The organism is Mucilaginibacter sp. SMC90, assembly GCF_022811725.1.
In the GTDB taxonomy this organism is placed as follows: Bacteria; Bacteroidota; Bacteroidia; order Sphingobacteriales; family Sphingobacteriaceae; genus Mucilaginibacter.
This window is the reverse complement of the sequence record NZ_CP094527.1, coordinates 6720929-6744892: the sequence shown is the minus strand read 5'-3', so window position 1 is coordinate 6744892 and position 23964 is coordinate 6720929. Positions and strand designations below refer to the sequence as shown.

Below are 23964 nucleotides of genomic sequence, written 5' to 3'. Positions count from 1 at the left end.
GTCGCCGGTTTGATTTATTTGGCTTAAATGTTTTAAGTTTATGGTTCATTGTAAAAATCCATCAGTTGTGATCAGAAACATATTCTTAAAATTAGCACTCATCGTTGTTTTATGTATAGTTGCCTTTACTGGCTGTAAAAAAGATGGGGGCAGCGGCACGGGGCCGTTATTGGGTAAAGATGATGAGGCTTTTATTAAATATGAAAATACGTTTCTGGATAATTTCTGGAAACTGAACCCCGATTGGGCAACATCTGTGGGGTACCACAAATATGATAGCCTGATGGTGATCCCTAATGAGCAAAGCCGCGATAAACTGGTAACTTTTGCCAAATACCAGGTTGATTCATTGAGCCGGTTTGAGGTAAATACCCTTTCTGAGGCTAATAAAATAGACTATAAAATTCTTCAAAACCAGCTTGAATACCTGCAATGGCAGGTGCGCCAGTTAAAACAATATGAGTGGGACCCATCATCATATAACGTTATAGGTACCTTCGCTTATATCCTGAATGAGCATTATGAGCCGCTGCCTAAGCGCTTACGCCACTTTTACCAGCGTATGTCGTTTATTCCGCAGTATTATAAAGATGCTCAAAAGCAGATCAAAAACCCGGTAGTTGAACTTACCAGTTTAGCTATTGAACAAAACCTTGGTGGTCTTGATGTTATAGCAAAAGACTTTGCCGATTCACTCAAGAAAACTAATATCCCCAAAGCCGAACAAAAATTAATGACCGACAGGGCTGCCCAAAGTGTTGTGGCCATTAAAGCCTATGCCGATTGGCTTAAGGCGCTTAAAAACGATCATCCAAGAAGTTTCAGGCTTGGTAAGGATTTGTATGAAGATAAATTTAAATACGAAATAGTAGCCACCAATACTGCCGAAAAAATTTATAACGCTGCGGTTGAACGTAAAAAATATATCCACCGCGAAATGAGTAAGATCAGCAAGCAGCTTTGGCCAAAATATTTTGGAAAACAGGCCGCTCCCGCTGATAGTTTGCAAATGATAAGCCGGCTGATAGATACCCTATCAACAAAGCATGTTAAGCCGGAAGATTTTCAATCGTCAATTGAGCAGATCATCCCTAAGCTTAACGCCTTTGTTAAAACTAAAGACCTGTTAACGCTTGATCCGTCAAAGCCGTTGATCATTCGTAAAGAGCCGGGGTATATGGCCGGCGTTGCAGGTGCTTCTATGAGCGGTCCTGGCCCGTATGATAAAAATGGTAACTCATATTATAACGTAGGCAGCCTGGCCGGCTGGAGCAGCGAAAAAGCCGAAAGTTATTTGCGCGAATACAATAACTATATTTTACAGATACTGAGTATTCATGAGGCTGTGCCGGGGCACTACGTGCAGGGCGTATATTCAAATAAGGCACCAAGTATCATTAAAGCAGTTTTTGGTAACGGTGCCATGGCCGAAGGCTGGGCGGTATACACCGAACAAATGATGCTGGAAAACGGCTTTGGCAATAACGAGCCCGAAATGATGCTGATGTGGTATAAATGGAACCTGCGCTCGGTATGTAATACTATTTTGGATTACAGTGTGCACAATAGTAACATGACTAAAGATGAAGCGATTAAGTTGTTAACCCGCGAGGCTTTCCAGCAGCAGGCCGAAGCCGATGGCAAATGGAAACGTGTTAGTGTAACCAGCGTTCAGCTAACCAGTTACTATACCGGCTATAAAGAAATAATTGATTTAAGGGATGCCTATAAATTAAAAATGGGCGATAAGTATAAACTGAAAGAATTTAACGAGAAGTTTTTAAGCTACGGCAGTGCCCCGGTTAAGTTTATACGAGAAGCCATGCTGGCCAAAAGCAGCGGAAATTAATTGATGGTTTATGGGAAATAAATTCATGGACTATGAACCATGAGTTTATTTCCCACAAACTATCAAAATCTTTTTATTAACAACTTATGAGTAGTGGTTTTTTATCTGATGCTCAAGTTGAGCCATGACGTTTTTCTTTAGCTTACCCTTATAACAAGTGCAACAGCCCTTGCTTAAGTTAAGTTCGGCAATGGTTTTACCCTGGTAAACTACGCGGAAGTTTCCTGCTTCGTTAGGTAAAATGGCCAAAATACGTTCATCTTCTCCCGAAAAATTGATCAGCACATGAAACTGGTGCTGTGGCATAAATGCTATTTGCTGTAACATGAAAACCTCTCTTTCCGCTAAATAGGTGTTTAAAAAATAAAGAGTCGAGCGCAGTATAAAGTTAACGAAATTGTTTTTAATTAATTGTTAGGAATTTTCAGTTTTTTGCGAACGATATTATAATATATTTAGCGCTCACATACTGTATACTATGAATAAGATTTTGTTTGCCGGCTGGCTGGTTATGGTATCATTTGCAGGTTACGCTCAAAAGGTAAAACCCGCGTTGAATTTGATTAAAGGAAATACGTATTACTTATCAACAGTAGCCCATTCAGTAGTGAAGCAAACCATAAACGGGCAGCTTAATAGTATTGATATGACAATTGAAGGTAAAATGTCATTTAAGGTGCTCAATATTGATTCTTTGTATTATATGGAGGTTAATTATACCAAAGTTGGTATGAAAATGCAATTGCCTAACGGTAATGTTGCCTTTAATTCTGATAGTAAAGATTCAACAAATGTTATGGCGAAGATCATGGCTGGTATAACCAATAAGCCATTTACTGCAACACTAACCAAAAGCGGCCGGATCAGATCAATTGAAAACGCCGAAAATATGATCACATCCATGATAGATGGCTTTAAGGAGGTTCCGCCCGAAAAAAAGGAGCAATTAAAAGCCCAGTTAAGCCAATCATTTGGCTCCGGGGCCCTTAAAAGCAATCTTGAAATGGGTATGTCCGTTTTGCCGGAAACCGTTGTGGCAAAAAACGATAAATGGACAATAAAGAATGACCTTCTGGGGGCTATGAACGCAAAAATGGTTTCGGTATACCAGCTGATAGATGTAACGCCTAAAAGCTTTGTAATTCATGGAACCGCAACTATCGAAACCGATAACACTGCCGGTTACAAAACAGTTGGAAGCCTGCCAATGAAATACAATTTGAAAGGTACTATGGTATCTGATGTTGTCGTCGACAAAACTACCGGCTGGATCTCAACTTCGGCGGTTAAGCAAAATATTGATGGCACGGTAGACATAAAGGATAGCCCGCAGGTTCCCGGAGGTGTAACTTTCCCTATGAGTGTTATCAGCGAAACCTCCACCACAGATCATTAATTTAAAAAGTAAGATATAACAAAAAATCCCTGCCGGCCGGCAGGGATTTTTTATTTCCCGGGATTGTAGATCCAAACGCCTTCAAGGTAGAGCTTATATCTCGTTGGCTGAAATTCGCCATAAGCAAAAACTATTATCGCATCGTCTTTTTTTGCATAATAAAGTCTGAGTCTCTCGCTGCTCCGGTATACGTTAAGGAAACCTCCGTCGGTGTCAAACCCGGCTGTTTTCACAATAACACTAAAATCATCGGGTGTGAGTATCTTTCGCAGATCTTCAAAATTGTTATTGGCAAAATCACTGAACTTTATATTCCCGGCAGGCAGGCTAAAAGATTTGTGTACAGCCTCTTCTTCGTCGCCATCAAATAATAATGATTTTGTTACTTCATATTTTGTGATCATATTTTAATAGTATCGTTTTTTATTGTTTTACTTCTTCAATATAACCGCCAGTTTTAAGGTCATTAACAGTGGCTGGTACTTCATACTGGATACCTAAGCCCGGTTTACCAAACCATGGGATTATCTTTCCTTCCCTAACTTTAGCTATCGGTTTCAGGATCTTATAAATTTTGTACGGCTTGGTAAGTGTATTATCCGGCAACGCTCTCTTCGGGAAAAGTACGCCTTTAGGAGATACAAATGTACCCTTATCCTGAAAAGCACCTGCATCATCTGTATAACCGCCATAACGGTCAATAAGCACTCCTTTTTTAAGGGTAACAATGATCAGGTTTACAGCGCCGCGGTTTGGCGGCCAGCCTCCGTTAAGGTTGTTTCTGGTAAAGAACTTTTCGAGGGCGTCCCATTTCTCTGTTTTAAAGAACAGCCAGGCCGAATCAGCAAGCGGCTTTTTGGTGCTGTCGGCAAAATCGGCTACGGAGCTTTTAAAATCTTCATAAGTAACTCCACGTACCGGCAGGTGGTGCGCTTTTGCAGCATGGTGTGGTTTAGTTTGCGCTGTTGCCAGGAAAGGCATCAGGCATACGGAAAGGATCAGCAATTTTAAGGTTTTCATTTTGATGTAGTTTTTGGTCTGATAAATCTACTATGTGTAATGCTGTTAATAAAGAGATTTATCATATTTATTTTATTCATATTATATACAATATCATATAACCTTAAGCCAATGTTATTGCTTATGATGAAAAACTTTAACATTAATTATGATAAGTGTGAAAAATAATTCGTGTCACAGTTTCTTACTGCGGTTTTTTCAAACACGTTGAATTATTTTGGAAACGATTTTCCTGGTATTTACCTCAGTAAAAAAATGGAATAAAGGAAATTATTACCTTCGTAGCTATGTCATCAGCTGAAGCAAAAAAACAAATAGAGGCATTAACGGCCGAACTTAAACAGCACAATTACAACTACTATGTGCTGGCTATGCCAACCATTTCTGATTTTGATTTTGATAAAAAACTGGAACAGCTTAATAAGCTTGAAAAGGAATACCCGGAATTTGCCGATCCCGATTCGCCAACGCAAAAGGTGGGCGGAGATATTACCAAGGAGTTTGTAACGGTTAGGCACCGCTGGCCGATGCTATCATTAGGTAATACCTATAATGAACAGGAACTGCTTGATTTTGACCAGCGCATCCGCAAGGCTATCGGCGATAACTTTGAATATGTATGCGAGCTGAAATTTGATGGTTTGAGCATGAGCCTTACCTATGAGGATGGCAAACTTGTACGCGGTGTTACCCGTGGCGATGGGGTACAGGGCGATGAGGTAACCACCAATATTAAAACTATCCACACTATACCTAAACGCTTACATGGTGAAGGGTATCCCGGATATTTTGATATTCGCGGCGAAGTATTTATGCACCGCAAAGCTTTTGACAGGCTGAATAATGAACGTATTGAAAATGGCGAAGTGCCTTATGCCAATCCGCGTAACTTTGCTTCGGGCACAGTGAAAATGCAGGATTCGGCCGAGGTAGCCAAGCGCCCGCTTGATTGTTTCCTTTACTTCCTGTACACCGAAAAACCATTATTTAAAACCCATTGGGAGAGCCTGCAGACTGTAAAAACCTGGGGATTTCATACTAATGAACACAGCGAGCTTTGCCCGGATATTAATTGTGTGCTGGAGTTTATTAATAAATGGGATAAGGAGCGTTTTAACCTGAGCTACGATATTGATGGCATTGTTATTAAAGTAAACAATTATTCACAACAGCAGGAACTTGGCTTTACCGCCAAATCGCCGCGCTGGGCTATCTCCTATAAATTTAAGGCCGAAAGGGTGGAGACGGAGCTGCTTGAGGTAAGTTACCAGGTTGGCCGTACTGGTGCGGTTACCCCGGTTGCCAATTTAAAACCTGTATTGCTTGCCGGTACCACGGTTAAACGTGCAACGCTGCATAATGCCAATGAGATCATTCGCCTGGATTTGCATGAGGGCGATACTGTTTTTGTTGAAAAGGGCGGCGAAATCATTCCCAAGATCATTAGTGTAAACCCCGAAAAACGCAAGGCTGATGCCGTGCCAGTTATTTACCGTACTACCTGCCCTGCCTGCGATACACCGCTTGAACGCAAGGAAGGCGAAGCCGCGTTTTATTGCCCTAATGATGAAGGCTGTCCGCCGCAGATTGTTGGCAAAATGCAACACTTCATTGGTCGCAAGGCTATGAATATTGATGGCTTGGGAGATGAAACTATCGAGACCCTGTACAGTAAAAGTTTCATCAGTCATATCAGCGATATCTATGAGCTGCACACCCATGCTGCGGAGTTGAAACAGATGGGGCGTTTTGGCGAAAAATCTATTAATAATATGCTGGATGGTATTGAGGCCTCTAAAAAGATGCCTTTTGAAAAAGTGCTGTTTGGTTTAGGGATCCGCTATGTGGGTGAAACTGTTGCCCGTAAGCTGGCTTTCTATTTTAAATCGATAGATAAACTGATGGCGGCCTCAGTTGAAGAATTGACTGCTGCCGAGGAAATAGGCGAAAGAATAGCCCAAAGCATAACCGAGTATTTTGCAGGCGATATCCACCGCCTGGAAATACAAAAACTAAGGGAACAGGGCCTGCAATTTATTGCCGAAGAAAAAGAAGTTGTACTGGCCAGTGAAAAGCTTACCGGAATGAATTTTATCATCTCGGGCACGTTCGAGAAATTCTCGCGCGATGAGCTTAAGGATATCATTGAACAAAACGGCGGGAAGATATTGAGCAGCATCTCGGCTAAGCTTAATTACCTGGTGGCCGGCGATAATATGGGCCCTGCAAAACTGGAAAAAGCCAATAAACTGAGCATCCCGATCATTAGCGATGAGGAATTAATGGAACTTTTAAAATAAACATTCCCGGTTTGTTTATTTCATCCATTGGGACAAAGTTTTTATTTTTTCAGCTCAAAAATTAGTTACTTTGTATCACCCAAAGGGCCCCCATAATTAATTAAACGTACTATGTTCGAATAATTTACTATGGAAAAATTTATACCGATACAAGCAAATATTTTTTGTGAGCCGTGTAAGGAATGTGGGGAACGGCCTGTTATTGAGCAGGTTAAAGGGAAGTTTGTTGTGAGGTGCCCTAAAAGCAAATCACATTATCAAACAAAACCGGGGTTAGTTGACATCAACGACTGGAACATTAAAAACAAGACGCATCCGCCTCTTGGTAATAAAGATACTTCAAAGAAAAAGGCATCCTAATAGGGTGCCTTTTTACATTATTTAACAATTTAGCGGTGTAACAATCAATTAATAAGTTTCATCTTAGCAGTAAACATCTGCTAAATGAAGCCAGTCTTAATTGCGTTATTTTTACTACTTGGTCTATCCTCATATGCCCAGCAATTCAGCATCAGCGGTAAAATAACCAATGAAGAAGGTAAGCCGGTTCCTTTCGCATCAGTATTCATAAAAAATACCACTACAGGAGTATCTGCCAACAGTGAAGGGACGTACCTGCTGCGTTTAAATGGAGGCCGGCAGGAAATTCAATATAAGGCGGTTGGTTACGCACAACAAAGCAAAATTGTTAACCTTGCTGCCAACCAGGTAATAAACATCAGTCTGCAAACCGAAACTTACCAGCTTAAGGATGTAACTGTTCATGCCGGAGGTGAAGACCCGGCTTATGCCATCATGCGCAAGGCTATCAAAAAGCGCAAAACCTATCTCAACGAGGTAAAGGCTTATACCTGCGATATCTACATTAAAGGCTTGCAAAAACTGCTGGCTGCCCCTAAAACTTTTATGGGGTTCGATGTGCAAAAAGCTACTAACGAAGCCGGGCTTGATTCAAACCGCCGTGGGATAGTTTACCTTTCTGAGTCGGAGTCGAAATATAGTTTTATCAGGCCCGATCAGGTGCATGAAGAGCAGGTATCGTCAAAAGTATCCGGCCGTAACAGGGCTTTTAGTTTCAACCGGGCTTCGGATATGGCGGTTAACTTTTACCAAAACTATGAAACCTGGCAGGGCATGAGCAACCGCCCGCTGGTATCACCGGTAGCTGATAATGCACTGTTTTATTATAACTACAGGTACGTAGGTACCTCGGTTGAAAACGGTGAAACCATCAACAAAATCGAGGTGATTCCTAAACGGGCGCATGATCCGTGTTTTGAGGGTTATATCTATATCCTGGATGATAGCTGGCGTATTTATGGCTTACAGCTTTTTATCACCAAAAAGGCCAATATTAATTTTGTTGATACCCTTAAAATTAATCAGCAGTTTTTCCCGGTTAGCGAAAAGGTATGGATGACATCATCTGTTAAATTTGAATTTACCGGTGGTTTGTTCGGCTTTAAACTGGGCGGATATTTTATCTCGATCTATAAAAACTACAACCTTGATCCTGCTGTAAACAAAGCTGATTTTAACGAAGTACTCCGGATCACCAAAGGTATCAGCAAGGATACCGCCTACTGGAACCAGGCAAGGCCAATCCCGCTTACTGCCGAAGAGGTTACCGACTATACCAATAAAGATAAATTGGCAAAAAAACGGGAATCGAAAGAGTACCTCGATTCGCTTGACAAAGCCAATAATAAATTTAAACCGGTAAACCTGCTCTTCACGGGCATTAATACACGCAACCGCTATAAAAAAGAATATTTTCATTACGACCCTATTATTGGCTCCCTGCTTTACAACACGGTTGAAGGTTTGGCTATTGATTATGGCGCATCATATAGTAAACTGGTGGATACTGTCAATAACCGTTACCTTAGGTTGAACGGAAAGGTTCGGTATGGTTTTTCCAACCAATTGTTCAATGCTTCGGCAGGTGCTGCCATCCCATTATTGGAACGGTTTACGCTGGGGCTGAGCGGAGGATCGGATATAGTTGATTTGAATGATCAGGCACCAATGTCGGCCTTTGTAAATACGGTTCACAGCCTGCTTTCGCAGCAAAACTTTAAGAAATTATACCAAAAGCAATTTGCATCAGCATCGCTTTCGGGCAGGATAACCGGTGGCTTACGCGGCAGCGCTTCGGTTGAATGGGCTAACCGTAAAGCCCTGCTAAACACTGCCTCATTCAGTGTTTTTGATCCGCATGCCCATCAATTTACCTCAAATAATCCGCTGGATCCAGATCATAATACCCTGTTATTTCCCGAAAACCAGTCGCTCACGGTAAACCTGCAGGCCAGTTATGATTTCAGCAATAAGTATGAAACCTATCCATCGGGCAGGCGTTATTTGCCATCTAAATACCCAACCATCAGCGTAAATTATACCAAAGGGATCAACAATGTATTGGGATCAGATGTTAATTATGATAAAATCAGTGCTGATATTTCTAAGGCCGATATCAGTATGGGCTTTTATGGCAGCAGTTCATTCTTTATAGGGGCAGGTAAGTTCCTGAATGCCAAAAGTGTATTCTTTCCCGATTATTTCCACTTTGCAGGTAACGAGGTGCTTTCATACAAACCAAGGCTAAACCGCTTCCTGCTGTTGGATTACTACGATTTCAGCACCCCTGATAAATACATAGAAGGGCATTTTGAGCACAATTTTTCCGGGTTTATTACCAACAAAATCCCGCTTATCCGCAAGTTTAAATTACAGGAGATCATTGATGTAAATTACCTGTATACGCCTACGCTTAAAAACTACACAGAACTGGGTTTCGGTTTGCAATACCTCAATATCAGGGTTATGTATGGTGTATCCTATAACGGGGGCACTGAGGCAAAATCGGCATTGAGGCTGGGGATAAGTCTTTAGTGTAGGTGAGTGGTTGATTGGGTTGGATTAGGTAAGTAAGTGTTTGCCATCATATCCGATCCGTCATTGCGAGGAACGAAGCAATCCCCAATAGGCAGAGGGGCTTTGCAAATTCGCCCTGTATAGTTCGCGATTGCTTCGTCGTTCCTCCTCGCAATGACGTGGTTTTAATATGTGCGTCCGTCCGCTTAGGGGAGTAGGGTAGTTTGGATTACGAGTGGACAATCTATCAGAACAATCTATCAGGGTAATCCTTCAATCCTAAAAATCAAGGTTCATAATCAGCGAAATCAACGTAATCAAAAATCAACACCCTCAAATTCAAATCAACGGTTTAACTTTGCCACATGATCAAGAATATTTTTCCCTGTTTAATAATCATGCTTGTAGCTTTTGGCTGCACTAAAAAGAATGTACCTCATTATACCATATCAAGGGTTACCAAGTCGGATACCGCAACCAGTGTTACCGTTAAGATAGATGGCAGGCTTAAATGGGCCGAACTGCTGAGTATCACCTCGCAAATTAAAGCGGACAGCGCTAAACTGAGCAACCTTCAGCTTTACTTTTTGCTGCCTGGCCATAATGATAAAAGCACCGGCGCCAATACCTTTTATGCTGTTGCCCGCTATCCGCAGGGCGATAAAGTTACTATGCAGGATACCACCAAAGATGCTGATGGCAATACAGTTAGGCTAAACATTATGGGTATCTCGCCCGATAAAGCAAAATACCTGCTTGGCTTAAACCCTGCCGATCTGGATGGGAAAAATATCATAGGCAAATTTATTGACGATAATAACCATACGGTTATTGTGCCATTTACCGATATGGCAGGCGGTAAAAAAGAAACTTATATTATTGAACTGGATACTACCGGTACCGTGGTATCGCGTACTATACCGCTTATTGATAACCGCGATGGTATTGAAAAACTGCATGTAAGCCAGGGCGGCGACTACATCACCATAAAAGATAGCGTGCTTACCCAGTATGCTGCCAGTGATTTGGGTTTGCCATATAATAGTATAAAAGCCGGCATCTAATTGCCGGTTTGCAAATATGCCGAAATCACCAACGGCTTAATTTTGTGTTAAAAAATTGTGGCTAAGCGGTTAAATCGTTTATTTATTCGAGATTATACCGATATATTTATAGTGTTAAAAATATTGTAAATATATGAACCGAAATTTTATCAAAATTTTTGCATTAAGTGTAGCCGCGGTTTTTAGCGCCTGTATGGCTACTGCCCAGGTGAGGCTGCCTGAAGGCTACTTCCTTAAAAAATTGCCAAATGGCCTGGATGTGCTGGTTATTGAAAACAGCAAAGTACCATTAACCACCATTGAAATAGCTGTTAAAAACGGTGCTTACACGGAAGGCCCGGAATACAGCGGTCTCTCGCACCTTTTTGAGCACATGTTTTTTAAGGCCAATAAGGATTACCCAACCCAGGAAAAATTTTTAAAACGTACCCAGGAGCTTGGCGCTATTTGGAATGGTACCACCAATACCGAGCGTGTAAACTACTTTTTTACTTTTGACAGGGATAGCCTTAAAGCCGGCTTAAAGTTCATGAATGCGGCCATCCGTTTCCCTATTTACCGCGAGGAAGATATGAAGAAGGAACGCCCTGTGGTTGACGGCGAGTTTCAGCGTGCCGAGAGTGATCCGGGTTTCCAGCTTTGGTATGGTATGCAGCAAAAGCTTTGGGGCGATCTCATTACCCGTAAAAACCCTATCGGTATCCACGAAGTGATCAACACGGCTACGCCCGAAAAAATGATGATCATTAAGGATAAATATTATTTCCCTAATAACAGCTTGCTTACCATTTGCGGCGATGTAAAGCACGACAATGCCTTTGCCCTTGCCGAAAGCATTTTTGGTGATTGGGCCAACAGTGGTTTCGATCCGCAAACCAAGTTCCCTATCCCGGCATTTAAGCCTTTAACCAAGCCCGAGTATTTTGTTAAGGAAGCAACCATTGCCCAAACCCCTTATATGGAGTTTACCTGGCAGGGCCCTTCATATCCAACCGATTCGGCGGGAACGGTGACTGCCGATGTGTTTTCGACCATTGTGGGCTTAAATTCGTCAAAATTGCAGCAGGCATTGGTTGATAAAGGTTTGGCCAGCGGTGTTTATGTAAATTATACTACCAGCCGTTATGTTGGCCCTATCGATATTTTCGTGGTGCCTAACCCTAACAAGCTGAAAGAATGCTATACCGAACTCATGAACCAGGTAAGCATGTGGAATAAGGATGATTACTTTACCGACGAGCAAATGGCTACCGCTAAAGCCATTTTGCACCGTAATGACATCCATGCCAAAGAAAAACCGTCATCATTACCAAGCCAGATCAGCTACCAATGGTGCAGTACTTCATTTAATTTTTATACCGACCTGGATGCCAACTATCAAAAAGTTACCCGTGCCGATATTAAAAAATACCTGGAGACTTACGTAATTGGCAAGCCATATGCTGCCGGTTTGATCATAGCGCCTGAGTTAAATAAAACAGTAAACGCGGCTTCATTTTTTGCAGCCAAGTAATTTAAAACTACCTCATCATGATGAAAAAATATATAATTGCCCTGCTGGTGGCAGCGGCTATAGGAAATACAGCTAAGGCGCAAAAACAAGCGTATGAAACTACGGTAGATGGCGTTAAGGTTATTGTACAACCAAGCGGTAATGATATTGTTGAGATACAAACCATTATAAAAGGCGGTGTACAAAACTATCCCGCTACCAAAGCAGGTATCGAATCGCTGGCTATGAGCGCCCTTACCGAGTGCGGTACTTTAAAGCATGATAAAAACAGCTTTAAAGATGAGCTTGATAAAGTAAGCGCATCTGTTTACGGCAGCAGCAACAAAAACTACTCGGTAGTGCGCATGAACTGTATTAAAGGCGACTTTGATATTGTTTGGCCTTTGTATGTTGAGGCTATAACTCAACCTAAGTTTGATGAAAAGGAATTTGCCCGCATTAAACAGGATGCCATCAATAATATTAAACAAGAGGACTCGCAGCCGGATAACGCCATTGATAAATATGCCGATAAGGTAGCTTTTGCCGGAACCAATTATGCCAAAGACCCAAGTGGTACAGTGCCCATTGTTACTGCTTTAACCCCGGCCGAAACTAAGGCTTACTATATGTCCATACTAACCAAATCGCGCCTGGTGATTGTTGTGGTTGCTGATCTTGATCAGGCTACTATTGAAGCTAAGGTGAAAGCGATGTTGAGCGGCGTTAAGCAAGGTTCGGCGTTTGCATTTAAGAAATCAACCTTCAGGACCGAAAAAAACAGTATCAACGTTGAAAAGCGTGACCTGGCTACCAATTATGTAGAAGGCATTGCCAGCGGCCCAGCTACCGGCACACCCGATTTTAACGCTTTTAATGTGGCTATGCGCATTTTCTCGAACATGCATTTTTTAGAGGTGCGTACCAACAATGGCTTATCATATGCTCCGCAAGCCTGGTTTAGCGCCGGTCAAACATCTACTGCACGCTTCTCGGTTTCAACAACCGAGCCTGATAAGTACATTGCCGTATTTGATAAACTGGTTGACAAAATTAAACGCGAAGGCTTTAAGCCTGAAGATGTAGCCGACATGAAGGTTACCTACCTCACAGGCTTTTACTATAAAAACGAAACCAACAGCGCACAGGCATCATCTATAGCAGCTAACGAAGTACTGCATGAAAACTGGAAACGTTCGTTGACCATGGTTGATGATGTAAAGAAATTAACCACTGATGATGTAAGCAACGCCTTCCGTAAATACATCAACAACATAGTATGGGTATACCAGGGCGATCCTAAAAAGGTAAACCAATTGTTGTACATTAACGGTACGCTGCACAACGGCGAAAACCCGGTTACGCATTAAGGATCATTAGTTCACTTGTTCATTAGTTCATTGGTCTTTTATGGCGATGAGCAAGGTTCATTAGTTTGTTACAGCGAAGATCTTATGAAGATAAAAGGCCTGGAATAAAACTCCGGGCCTTTTGCGTTATACTAAGACAGGTCTGTGCCCTGTTGAATCAATGAACCAATGAACCAATGAACTATTCCTCCGGCAGCACCGCCTTTTTCCTCGTTCGGCTCCAGCCGGCTCCTTTGGGTTTGGTGGGTACGGTATCGCCGAGGAGCTTGCCCCAGGGTTTTAGGCCGTCAATCCTGTCGAAAATGATTTTAAGCACGGCTACGAAGGGAATAGAAAGGAACATGCCCGATAATCCCCAAAGCATATTGCCTAACAATACCACTACAATGGAGATAAGGGCGTTGATCTGCACTTTTGATGATACGATGCGCGGCACCAGTATGTTATTATCAATAAACTGGATAACCATATAGGCAATGATCACTCCTAATTGTGTGCTATAGCCATCTTTAGTAACTGTTGCCATCAGCACAGGTAGAGCTATAGCTATAATGCCGCCAATATAAGGCAGCAGGTTAAGGATAGCGCCTATAACGCCTATCAGGATGCCGTATTTAACCCCCAGTAGCACCAATGCCAGCGAGTTCATGGCAGCTACTATCAACATCTCAATCAATAAGCCCTGAATATAGCTTTGAATAGCCGATTTGGTTTCTTTTAAAACCTCGGCTACCTGTTTGGAGTTTTCTTCGGAAAATACCTCAAAAAGGAAATTAAGAATCAGTACTTTATAAAACAAGATCAGAAATACATACACCGGCACAACAAATACCAGCCCGAATGTGCTCAGCACATTACCCAGCGTGCGGCCTACCAAAGCCTGGCTATTATCCATGGCATCTTTAATAAGCTTGTCCTGCTTTTGGATGGAGTAGTTAAAAGTGGTTGCTACCCAGTCTTTAAAGGTGATGAACAGTTCGGCAAACTTCTTTTTTAGCATGGGCAGCGAGTCGCCAAACTGGATGATCTGGGTAGAGAGGAAGTAGAACAATCCTGCCAGTAAAATGGCACCAAGCAGCATGGTCAGGCCTATAGCTAATATTTTAGGAACCTTTCGTTCTTCCAGCCAGTTACTTACGGGGTTAAGTAAAATGGCAATAAAAGCGGCGAAAGCAAGTGGGATCATGACATCTGCCAGTTGGGCAAATACATAAACCAATAAAATCAATCCGAAAAGTATAACAGTACTTTTAAGAAAAAAGGGGTATTCTTTAACAGCAGGCATGGGTGCAGGGTTTTTACACAGAAAGGAACAAGATAAGCAATTGTTTGCTTTGCTGATAATTAGGCCGGTTTTATGCTGATTGGGTAGGGGTGTCCGTCCGCTGGGGGGAATGGGTAGTTGTGGACGGGAGCGAACAGGGTGAGATTTCTGTTTTCAATTCCCTCCCTTGGGAGGGGTGCGAGTGGAAGTGTTATGGCAGGGAGGGGTTTATACGCTATGTTAACGGACATGCACGGCAGCGAAACCCCTCCCTACACCCTCCCAGGGGAGGGAATCGCGCTATCCCCCGCTCTTTTTAAAAACAAAAAAGCCTGCACGATTAATGCAGGCTTCTAAAATATTATAGCAGGTTTGCTTATGCTAACACATTCCTCCAGCTAACCAGATCACCAATGATCTTATCCAGCTGGTCGGCGGCCACGCGTTCCTGAGCCATGCTGTCGCGGTGGCGGATGGTTACGGTGTTGTCTTCTAACGTCTGGTGATCTACAGTGATGCAGAAAGGCGTACCAATAGCATCCTGGCGGCGGTAGCGTTTACCGATAGCATCTTTTTCCTCGTACTGGATGTTGAAGTCAAGCTTCAGTTTATCCATGATCTCGCGGGCTTTTTCGGGCAGACCATCTTTTTTGGTAAGTGGGAAAATAGCGGCTTTAACCGGTGCCAGGCAAGGGTGCAGGCGTAATACGGTGCGGCTATCCTGTTTCTCTTCAGTGCTCAGGTCTTCCTCTTCGTAAGCGTTGATCATGGTAAGCAGGAACATCCTGTCTAAACCTATCGACGTTTCAATTACGTAAGGGATATAGTTACCGTATGGTTTGCCTGTTTCAGGATCAACCTCGGGGTCAAAGTATTGCATTTTTTTGCCCGAGAACTCCTGATGCTGGCTCAAATCGAAATTGGTACGGCTGTGGATACCTTCAACCTCTTTAAAGCCAAATGGAAATTCAAACTCAATATCATAAGCAGCATCGGCGTAATGGGCCAGTTTGGTATGCTCGTGATAGCGGTATTTGGCTTCATCGGTACCCAGAGCAAGGTGCCATTTTAAACGGGCAGCTTTCCACTGGTCAAACCATTCTTTTTGAGTGCCTGGGCGAACGAAGAACTGCATCTCCATTTGTTCAAACTCGCGCATGCGGATAATGAACTGACGGGCAATAACCTCGTTACGGAAAGCCTTACCAATTTGCGCAATACCGAAAGGGATTTTCATCCTGCCCGATTTTTGCACGTTAAGGTAGTTTACAAAGATTCCCTGAGCAGTTTCCGGACGCAGATAGATAGTATCGGCATCATCAGCAACAGCGCCCATCTGGGTGCTGAACATCAGGTTAAACTGGCGTACATCTGTCCAGTTGCGGGTACCGCTTATAGGGTCGGCAATTTCGTGTTCCAGGATCAGCTCTTTCAGGCGCGGCAGGTCTTCGGCTTTCAGGGCCTCGTCCATATCGTGCTGTAGCTTTTCTGCCTTATCGGTTTTGCCGTCTTTGCTGTAGCGTTCTATTTTATCTTCTAACAGCTGATCAGCACGGTAGCGTTTCTTTGAGTCCTTATTGTCGATCATCGGGTCGCTGAAGCCATCAACGTGACCACTTGCTTTCCAGATCTTAGGGTGCATAAATATGGCCGAATCAATGCCCACAATGTTATCATTCATCTGCACCATGGCTTTCCACCAGTAGGCTTTGATGTTGTTTTTAAGTTCGGCACCGTTTTGGCCGTAATCATAAACTGCACTTAAGCCATCATAGATCTCGCTGGAAGGGAAAACAAAACCATATTCCTTGGCGTGTGAAATAACATTTTTAAAAAGTTCGTCGGTTGATTTGCTCATAATAGCTGCAAAGATAGTTTTTGATTTCGGATTTCGGATTTTCGATTTCGGATTTACTTTGATTTTGAAATAGCGAATCAGGTCGCCTCTGGCCTGTGCGCAGCAAGGTGTCCGCCCGGATGCGGCACGTTCGTGCCTATGGCTATTTCTTTAACTTATGAGCACATTCTTTAATGTAAAGAGATTTCCTGGTGTTTATATTGAATGATACATAGCTCCGAAATCGGAATCTGAACTCCAAAACAGGTGTCCGCTTTTTGCTCGCCGGTGTATGGTTCGCCAGACGAACCGGCATTCAAATGCTTTCAAAGTATCTTCCATATCTACTATATAATCGTTGCATCCATCGTTTAAACTGCGATTGAGTTGTTTATCATGATGAGTTTGTACGCTTAAAATGTACTTGTGAAGTCCTAAATCATTCCACATTCATTTTACCATGCATTTCTCACAATGTGTAAACATTTCACAATTATTAATTATAATTTAAACAATTAACTGTTTTGCACTATAATTGTACTAAGCCTATTATACCGATCACAAATGGAACAAATCGTTAAAATACTTGCTGCAAATTATGTTACGCATAATGTAAGGCGATTCAGGCTTGAAAAACCTGCCGGTTATAGTTTTATACCAGGCCAGGCAACAGAATTATCTATCAATATTGACGGTTGGCGTGATGAAACGCGTCCTTTTACCTTTACCAGCCTCAACGATGATGATTACCTTGAGTTTACTATAAAAACCTATACCGATCATGACGGCGTTACCAACCAGCTAAGCAAGGTAAAAGAAGGCGATGAACTTATCATTCGCGACGTTTGGGGGGCTATTGAATATAAAGGTGCCGGTTACTTTATTGCAGGCGGCGCAGGTATCACACCGTTTTTAGCTATACTAAGGCAATTGAATAAAGACGGTGCAATAGGCGATAACAGGCTTATATTTTCCAATAAAACTGATAAGGATATTATTTTGAGCGATGAATTGAAAAGCATGCTTGGTGCAAACGCGCATTTCATTATTACTGATCAAAAAGACAGTATGTATGACCAGCGGCACATCAATGCTGAATTTCTGAAAGCTGAAATAAAAGATTTCTCAAAGCATTTTTATATATGTGGCCCTGATGCTATGGTTACTGAACTTAGCGGGATATTAGGGCAACTTGGAGCCGATAGTGATTCGGTGGTGTTTGAAAGGTAGTTTATGCGGAGACGCATCACGTGCGGTCTTCTATGCTTTGTCTTGCATGTTATCCCTGCATATCACAGACACATGTGGTGCGCCTCTGCAAAATACCTTTTTTATTGATCAGCCTGCAACACTGCCCGGGTGTCTGCGCGTTCATGGGAACGCTCATGTTTAACCCAAAGCCGACAGGTTTTATCAACTATAGTGGCCTGATACGTTTTAAGCCTGCCGCAGGTTACCTGATTCTATAAAAGGTTTACAGAATGACATTCATATGAATTTTGATGAAGATGAGATATATGATAATCCCGTAAGTTTTTGCTGGGACAGCTGTTTGTAACGGCCCGTCGCTAAGCGATTTCCCGGGCGGAAATCCCAAAAGGCTGCATCTGGTGCAGTTATTTAACCAGCAGGTGTTAAAGAAATAACCTAATGTTATATTTGATTATAAGAGGTCGTCAGTATCAGTAAAAAAGCTTAATTTTCGGCAGCTTTTACTTTATCACTTTATCTGATCAAAACAATAATGTACCGGTTGTTTTATGTTTTGCGCGTTGCAGCAGTTTTGCTTGTTTCGCTAAGTTTTTATGCCTCTTTGTTTGCTCAGGCTCCGGCCATTAAATATACAACTCCGCATAAGTATAAAATCAATACTCCTATTACATCGTTAGCCCCGGCTAATACGGGGGGCGCAGTACCTGCAACTATTTATGGGCAGGTAAGTACTATTGCGGGTTTCGGCACGCTTGGATATTTTTATACAGTAACCGGGGTTACAGTTGACGCTTCGGGAAATATATTTATAGCAGATTGGGCCGATAATAGAATCTACAAATTGACTCCCGGGGGTGATCTTTCAACGTTTGTAGGGCATTCAGAATCTGGTTGGGACGATGGTCCTGGTACCATCGCAACCGTTTCTGAACCCGATGCACTGTTTTCAGACGCTGCCGGTAATATTTACTGCAGCGATCAGGCAAGCCATCTGATACGGAAAATAACACCGGAAGGCTACGTAACAACAATTGCGGGAACTCCGCATTCGCCGGGTTTTGCCAATGGTACAGGTTCGGCTGCTAAGTTCGATAGCCCGAGAGGTTTAGCAATGGATAACACAGGAAATATTTACGTTGCCGACCAGGGTAATAACCTGATCAGGAAAATAACACCAGCTGGCGAGGTATCCACTTACGCTGGCAGTGGCGCTATGGGCGCTGATAACGGCCCCGCAGGATCTGCATCGTTTAACACGCCTACCGGTGTTGCGTTCGATGCTGCCGGTAATTTATATGTGTCGGATGTTGGGAATAATGCCGTAAGAAAAATAACCCCCGCAGGTATAGTTTCTACATTTGCAACTGGTTTCAATTTTCCGCGTGAGCTCAGGGTGGATGGTACCGGTAATATTTATGTTGCCGAGCAGGACGGTAATACCATAAAAAGAATAAACCCTAATGGGACAGTAACTATTATTGCAGGGGGCGGTGCAAAAGATGCCAGTGGAGTTGTCGCTTCATTTAACGGACCGCTCGGAATGGCAATGGATGGAAAAGGTAATTTATTTGTTGGCGAAAACATTAACAATGATGTTAGAAAGATTGTAATAACAGGCTATACCATTAACAAGCCTTTACCGGCGGGTTTGGTATTTGATCCTAAAACCGGTATTATTTCGGGGACGCCAACCGTTCTGTCTCCGGCTACTGCTTACACTATAACGGCTTATAATGCAACCGGCAGCAACAGTACCACGGTAACTATAGAAATTGTTGACGAAATTGTGCTGCAGCCATCTATCATTACTTTTCCACCCCCTGCAATTGTCAATATGGATATTGATAATATCCTGCATCCCAACGCTACCAGTACCAACACCAATACCGAAACACCAATTACTTACACCAGCAGCAACACTGATGTTGCCATTGTAAATGCCGATGGGCAAATTCAGGCAATAGCCCCTGGGGTAACTGTTATAACCGCTCATCAAAGCGGGAATGATGTATATTTACCGGCTGTGCCGGTGCAACAGACATTTACTATTATGAAAAATCAGGTGATCACTTTTCCTGCAATACCTGATAAATCTGTCTGTAGCCTTGATTTTGCGGCAGGGGCAACAAGTTCTAACTCAACTATTCCGGTTACTTATGTAAGCAGTAATCCGGCAGTTGCTACTGTTTCGGCGGCAGGCCTTGTTCATATCATAGCAGCCGGTACTACAACCATCACTGCGTCGCAAATCGGTAACAGTTTATATAATCCGGCCATACCAAAACCGCAAACATTAACGGTTGCTGCAGCTGCTACGCCATCAGTAACGATAGATCCGGCAGGCGTGATAGCAGGGTGCGATGGCATGGAGTTTGAATTCACTGCCGACGCTCAAAATGCAGGTAGTAACGCAACCTATCAATGGATGGTAAACGGTCAAAACAGTGGTGGTCATTCAAATACTTACACCAGCAGCACATTACACACAGGCGATATCATTACTTGCGTGGTTACAAATAATGACGGATGCGCACCTATAACCTCCCCGGTATCAAATCAGGCTACCCTTGAAAATACCCCGTATGTTACACTTTCGCTAAGCATCAGCTCATCGGTTAGCGGAACAATTATTTCGGGTACGCCGGTTACTTTTAAGGCGCAACCATCTAATGTACAGGATAATCCTGTTTATCAATGGTACGTTAACGGGCAAACCGTGGGTACAAACAGCGCTACATTCACCAGTAACACCTTAGCTGATGGTGATGGAATTACCTGCATCATGTTATCGGGAGGTAAATGCATTGCTAACCCTGTTGTAACTTCAAATGCTATAGTTGTTTCTGTAATAGTTCCCGAAAAAATTATAGTACCCAATACGTTTACACCCAATGGTGATGGATATAACGATACTTGGTTTATCCCGGGACTATTATCATACACTAACTGTACCGTAAATGTTTACAATCGGTACGGCGCTATGATGTACCGCTCGGTGGGTTACCAGCACCCCTGGGATGGAACCAGTAGCGGAAAAACGGTACCTGCAGGAGCGTATTATTATGTGATAGATACTAAAAGCAGTAGCGGAAAAATCAGCGGAGAAGTGACAGTATTGCGATGATCAGCAACTATGATTAGGAAATGATGTCCGGACGCCTCCGGCAATGAGGTAAACTGGGCGGACGGACACCACAAAACCAATTCCCCGTTTTGCAGGAATCTCAAATCTCACGTCTCAAATCTCAAATCTAAAATCTATTTTTACAGCCATGAGTATCAGTGTTGAGGCATTAACCAAGGTTTACGGCGTGCAGAAGGCTGTTGATGGGATAAGTTTTACTGCCCAACCGGGTGTGTTGGGCTTTTTGGGCCCTAATGGTGCCGGTAAGTCAACCACCATGAAAATCCTTACGGGCTTTATTCCTCAAACGTCGGGTATAGCATCGGTATGTGGTTTTGATGTAGTTAAGCAGCCTCTTGATGTTAAACGCCGCATAGGTTACTTGCCCGAAAGTAACCCGCTGTACATTGATATGTATGTGAAGGAGTCGCTTGGCTTTGTTGCAGGCATCCATAAAGTTCATGAGCCTGCCAAACGTATCGCCGATATTATTGAGCAAACGGGCCTCGGGCCCGAGCAGCATAAAAAGATCGGGCAGCTGTCAAAAGGTTATCGCCAAAGGGTAGGCCTGGCACAGGCCATGCTGCATGATCCTGAAGTGCTGATATTAGATGAGCCAACCTCCGGCCTCGACCCCAACCAGTTGATCGGGATTCGCCAGTTAATTCTCGACCTTGGTAAAACCAAAACCATTGTGCTGTCAACGCATATTATGCAGGAAGTTGAAGCTGTATGCGGCCAGGTGATAATCATTAATAAGGGAAAAATAGTAGCCAATGATACCTTGCAGCAGCTAAGGAAAAATAACGGCGGCAAATCGCTCGAAGAGGTGTTTATCAGTCTTACCAATAATTGAGAATTTATAAGGAGACGCGATATGGGTTTGTTTTATAAAGTATCGCCTAAAACATTGCTTGAAGCAAGAAATAAAATTTTTATTGAAACAGCTATTCCCGCGCTGCAAAGAAACGGGTTTGAAAAAACACCCTTTACCTCATCGTGGTTTGGGCGCAATAACTTAAATGGTTTTTCGTACGCGTTATGCCGGGTGAGCAACCATTCGCGTATGGAGTTTATTGAAACCCACATTTCAAGGGGCGACAAATGGATACAGATATTCCTGAATGTTTTTGAATTGCAGCCGTCGGTTGCCTCGGTGCAGCAATTGCAGGGTATGGATGGCTTTCAGTTTCACCTGCCGCCAAATAGTATTACACGGATGCGTTTGCGAATAGATGATTTTAAAGGCATGCCGCTTTTTCGTACCAAAGCGCATAAATTGAAACGGTATTGTACCAAATGGGGATTTAACAAAAGGAAAGCTCAGCTTAACAAGCTTATTGCCGCTGATTTAAATAATATAGATCATTTTGTAAGCAGATGGCATGAGCTTCATAAACCACTAATAACCGATTGGAATGGCAAAGAAGTTGATGGAAATCAACCGTAAAACAAAACCATTGTTACAAAGCCCAGCATACCTCCCAATATTGTATTTTAGGCCCGGTATGAAAAAACTGTTATTGCTGCTCCTTATCCTCCCTGCTTTTAAAATTTATGCCCAGGAGGGCCTGAAACCTTCAACGGCTTTTAGTGCCGGTGTAGAATTTGGTATTCCTTCGCGCAGTTTATACAACGTAGGAGTTGGCGCTTCGCTTAAGCTGGAGCAACCAATTGTAAGCCCGGTAAGCCTTACACTTACAGCGGGGTTCAGTAGCTTTTTTCGTAAAAACTCGCCTTTAAATAATGGGCATTCGGGAGGCGATATTTTTGTGCCGCTAAAGGCCGGGTTGAGATATAACGTTGGTTCGGGCGTATTTTTGGAAGCTGAAGCAGGCAGCGCCATCGAACTTAATTATGATGAGCGTAAACTGTTTGCCTTTTCAGTCGGTCCGGCAATCATGATCCCCACGGGCGCTGATAACCGCAACTTTGAGCTGGGTTTACGGTACGAAAGCTGGTCGGCCCATACTTTGCAGCAAACCGCTATCAGGTTTGCTTATCGGTTTGGCAGGTAGTAAACCGATAAGCTTTATAATACCGTCCGCAGCTGTCAACCGTTGCCCTGTCCCTAAAACGGGCGGATAGAACATGCCGATCTGTTTCTGTTCTCCGGGGTTATAACTATTCTTCCTTAACTACCGTTGTTTCTGATATTTTATCATGCCATCCATCGTTTGCAAAAAACGAAAAGCCCTCAAACGGGATAAGCCTGCATAATGTGCGGATGATGACCTTTTTCACCGAAGGCTTATTTCCATCATAATCAATAACACGCGTTTTGGTAAGGAACTTTGCAGGAGAGCTGCCCAAAACAGATTCGCAAATGATGTAATAAAGAATGCGTAAGGCAATTATTACCAAAGTAATATTTTTCTGGGCCCAGCTTTCGGGCGTTTGGGTCATGAAACGGAACAATGCCCCCGAACCATAATCAACAAAGCGGCCTAATATTTCTGAAAAAACGGCTATGGTAACCAACATATCAACCAATGGGTGCAATATCCTATAGCCAATGGCGGCCTTAACGTAATATGATTGTGGATGCTCCCCGTCATTAACAACTTCCTGCTGCAAGGCTTTTTGGCTTTTTAGGTGGTTCAATACTTTTAACGCCACAACTATCCAAAAAACATCAAGCAGGTAATAAAGCAAATGCGTAAAGATGTCTTGCAGCCATATGGTGAAATACGATTTGAATATGAACAATAAAATTAAATTTACAAATATCAACGCATTCGAAAGGAATATGATTGAGAACACAAACCTGATCAACCGTGTCCTTTTATACCCTGATGCAACAAATGCAATGGCCCCCAATAAAAGTATCCCATCAACAATCGCGTTAACATAGTTTAAGCCATTGTATCTTAATGAACTGCCGCTAAATATCCAATCGAGATAAAACGGGTTTGCCAGGTCTTTGTAACGCATTACAGCAAAATCGTGTGTTGGGAAAAAGGCGTTATTAATAATGCCGGTTATGGCAATAATAAAACTTGCTACGGCTATAATAGGGTTAAGGTGTTTTTTGAGCATGATGAGGAATAAGGTTTTAGGATAATTATTTAAGCTTTAGTTAGCTGTTAACAAAGCAGCAAAGTAATGCTTTTTATTGTTTCCTTATTATTAAACTTTGAGTTTTTAGGTAGATGTTAC

General features: G+C 42.7%; 19 protein-coding genes. 13 read left to right on the top strand and 6 right to left on the bottom strand.

Features of this window, described 5'->3' with window-relative positions:
• Positions 1–67 precede the first annotated feature (67 nt).
• Positions 68–1849 carry a DUF885 domain-containing protein gene (locus MTO98_RS28010; protein ID WP_243482271.1) on the top strand — a complete coding sequence of 594 codons (1782 nt, stop codon included), beginning with the start codon at positions 68–70 and terminating at the stop codon, positions 1847–1849.
• Positions 1850–1933: 84 nt separating this feature from the next.
• Here the strand turns inward: MTO98_RS28010 and MTO98_RS28005 are convergent, their stop codons facing one another.
• Positions 1934–2176 carry a hypothetical protein gene (locus MTO98_RS28005; protein WP_243482270.1) on the bottom strand — a complete coding sequence of 81 codons (243 nt, stop codon included), beginning with the start codon at positions 2174–2176 and terminating at the stop codon, positions 1934–1936.
• 151 nt (positions 2177–2327) lie between these two features.
• Here MTO98_RS28005 and MTO98_RS28000 point away from each other — a divergent pair, with 151 nt between their 5' ends.
• On the top strand, positions 2328–3245 hold the full coding sequence (locus MTO98_RS28000) for a DUF6263 family protein (protein ID WP_243482269.1): 918 nt from the start codon (positions 2328–2330) through the stop codon (positions 3243–3245).
• A gap of 50 nt (positions 3246–3295) precedes the next feature.
• Here MTO98_RS28000 and MTO98_RS27995 read toward each other — a convergent pair whose 3' ends face one another.
• Both MTO98_RS27995 and MTO98_RS27990 read right to left on the bottom strand, forming a co-directional pair.
• The gene (locus MTO98_RS27995; RefSeq protein WP_243482268.1) at positions 3296–3649 is read right to left on the bottom strand and encodes a hypothetical protein; all 354 of its coding nucleotides are present in this window, start codon (positions 3647–3649) and stop codon (positions 3296–3298) included.
• Positions 3650–3668: 19 nt separating this feature from the next.
• Positions 3669–4265 carry a TNT domain-containing protein gene (locus tag MTO98_RS27990; protein ID WP_243482267.1) on the bottom strand — a complete coding sequence of 199 codons (597 nt, stop codon included), beginning with the start codon at positions 4263–4265 and terminating at the stop codon, positions 3669–3671.
• A 287-nt stretch (positions 4266–4552) separates the two neighbouring features.
• Here MTO98_RS27990 and ligA point away from each other — a divergent pair, with 287 nt between their 5' ends.
• The 6 genes from ligA to MTO98_RS27960 all read left to right on the top strand — a co-directional run bounded on the left by ligA (position 4553) and on the right by MTO98_RS27960 (position 13368).
• Complete coding sequence (gene ligA, locus MTO98_RS27985) at positions 4553–6565, top strand: NAD-dependent DNA ligase LigA (protein WP_243482266.1); 2013 nt, start codon at positions 4553–4555, stop codon at positions 6563–6565.
• Between the two features lie 129 nt (positions 6566–6694).
• On the top strand, positions 6695–6925 hold the full coding sequence (locus tag MTO98_RS27980; protein ID WP_243482265.1) for a hypothetical protein: 231 nt from the start codon (positions 6695–6697) through the stop codon (positions 6923–6925).
• Between the two features lie 84 nt (positions 6926–7009).
• Positions 7010–9460 (top strand): DUF5686 and carboxypeptidase regulatory-like domain-containing protein, encoded by a 2451-nt coding sequence (locus MTO98_RS27975; RefSeq protein WP_243482264.1) that lies wholly within the window; start codon positions 7010–7012, stop codon positions 9458–9460.
• Between the two features lie 380 nt (positions 9461–9840).
• Positions 9841–10506: a hypothetical protein gene (locus MTO98_RS27970; protein ID WP_243482263.1), complete on the top strand. Its 666-nt coding sequence runs from the start codon at positions 9841–9843 to the stop codon at positions 10504–10506.
• A gap of 133 nt (positions 10507–10639) precedes the next feature.
• The gene (locus MTO98_RS27965) at positions 10640–12019 is read left to right on the top strand and encodes a pitrilysin family protein (protein WP_243482262.1); all 1380 of its coding nucleotides are present in this window, start codon (positions 10640–10642) and stop codon (positions 12017–12019) included.
• A 17-nt stretch (positions 12020–12036) separates the two neighbouring features.
• Positions 12037–13368 (top strand): pitrilysin family protein, encoded by a 1332-nt coding sequence (locus MTO98_RS27960; RefSeq protein WP_243482261.1) that lies wholly within the window; start codon positions 12037–12039, stop codon positions 13366–13368.
• 181 nt (positions 13369–13549) lie between these two features.
• Here MTO98_RS27960 and MTO98_RS27955 read toward each other — a convergent pair whose 3' ends face one another.
• Positions 13550–14653, bottom strand: a complete 1104-nt coding sequence (locus MTO98_RS27955; RefSeq protein ID WP_243482260.1) for an AI-2E family transporter — start codon at positions 14651–14653, stop codon at positions 13550–13552.
• A gap of 355 nt (positions 14654–15008) precedes the next feature.
• Complete coding sequence (locus MTO98_RS27950) at positions 15009–16490, bottom strand: glycine--tRNA ligase (protein ID WP_243482259.1); 1482 nt, start codon at positions 16488–16490, stop codon at positions 15009–15011.
• A gap of 543 nt (positions 16491–17033) precedes the next feature.
• Here MTO98_RS27950 and MTO98_RS27945 point away from each other — a divergent pair.
• From MTO98_RS27945 to MTO98_RS27925, 5 genes are all read left to right on the top strand, one after another.
• Complete coding sequence (locus MTO98_RS27945) at positions 17034–17699, top strand: FAD-binding oxidoreductase (protein ID WP_243482258.1); 666 nt, start codon at positions 17034–17036, stop codon at positions 17697–17699.
• A gap of 514 nt (positions 17700–18213) precedes the next feature.
• Entirely contained in the window at positions 18214–20805 is a 2592-nt protein-coding gene (locus MTO98_RS27940; protein ID WP_243482257.1) for a gliding motility-associated C-terminal domain-containing protein, read from the top strand.
• A gap of 148 nt (positions 20806–20953) precedes the next feature.
• Positions 20954–21661, top strand: coding sequence for an ATP-binding cassette domain-containing protein (locus MTO98_RS27935; RefSeq protein WP_243482256.1), 708 nt, complete (start codon positions 20954–20956; stop codon positions 21659–21661).
• A gap of 21 nt (positions 21662–21682) precedes the next feature.
• Positions 21683–22255, top strand: coding sequence for a hypothetical protein (locus MTO98_RS27930; protein ID WP_243482255.1), 573 nt, complete (start codon positions 21683–21685; stop codon positions 22253–22255).
• A gap of 58 nt (positions 22256–22313) precedes the next feature.
• The gene (locus MTO98_RS27925; RefSeq protein ID WP_243482254.1) at positions 22314–22823 is read left to right on the top strand and encodes a hypothetical protein; all 510 of its coding nucleotides are present in this window, start codon (positions 22314–22316) and stop codon (positions 22821–22823) included.
• Positions 22824–22929: 106 nt separating this feature from the next.
• Here MTO98_RS27925 and MTO98_RS27920 read toward each other — a convergent pair whose 3' ends face one another.
• Positions 22930–23844 carry an RDD family protein gene (locus tag MTO98_RS27920; protein ID WP_243482253.1) on the bottom strand — a complete coding sequence of 305 codons (915 nt, stop codon included), beginning with the start codon at positions 23842–23844 and terminating at the stop codon, positions 22930–22932.
• Positions 23845–23964: the final 120 nt, after the last annotated feature.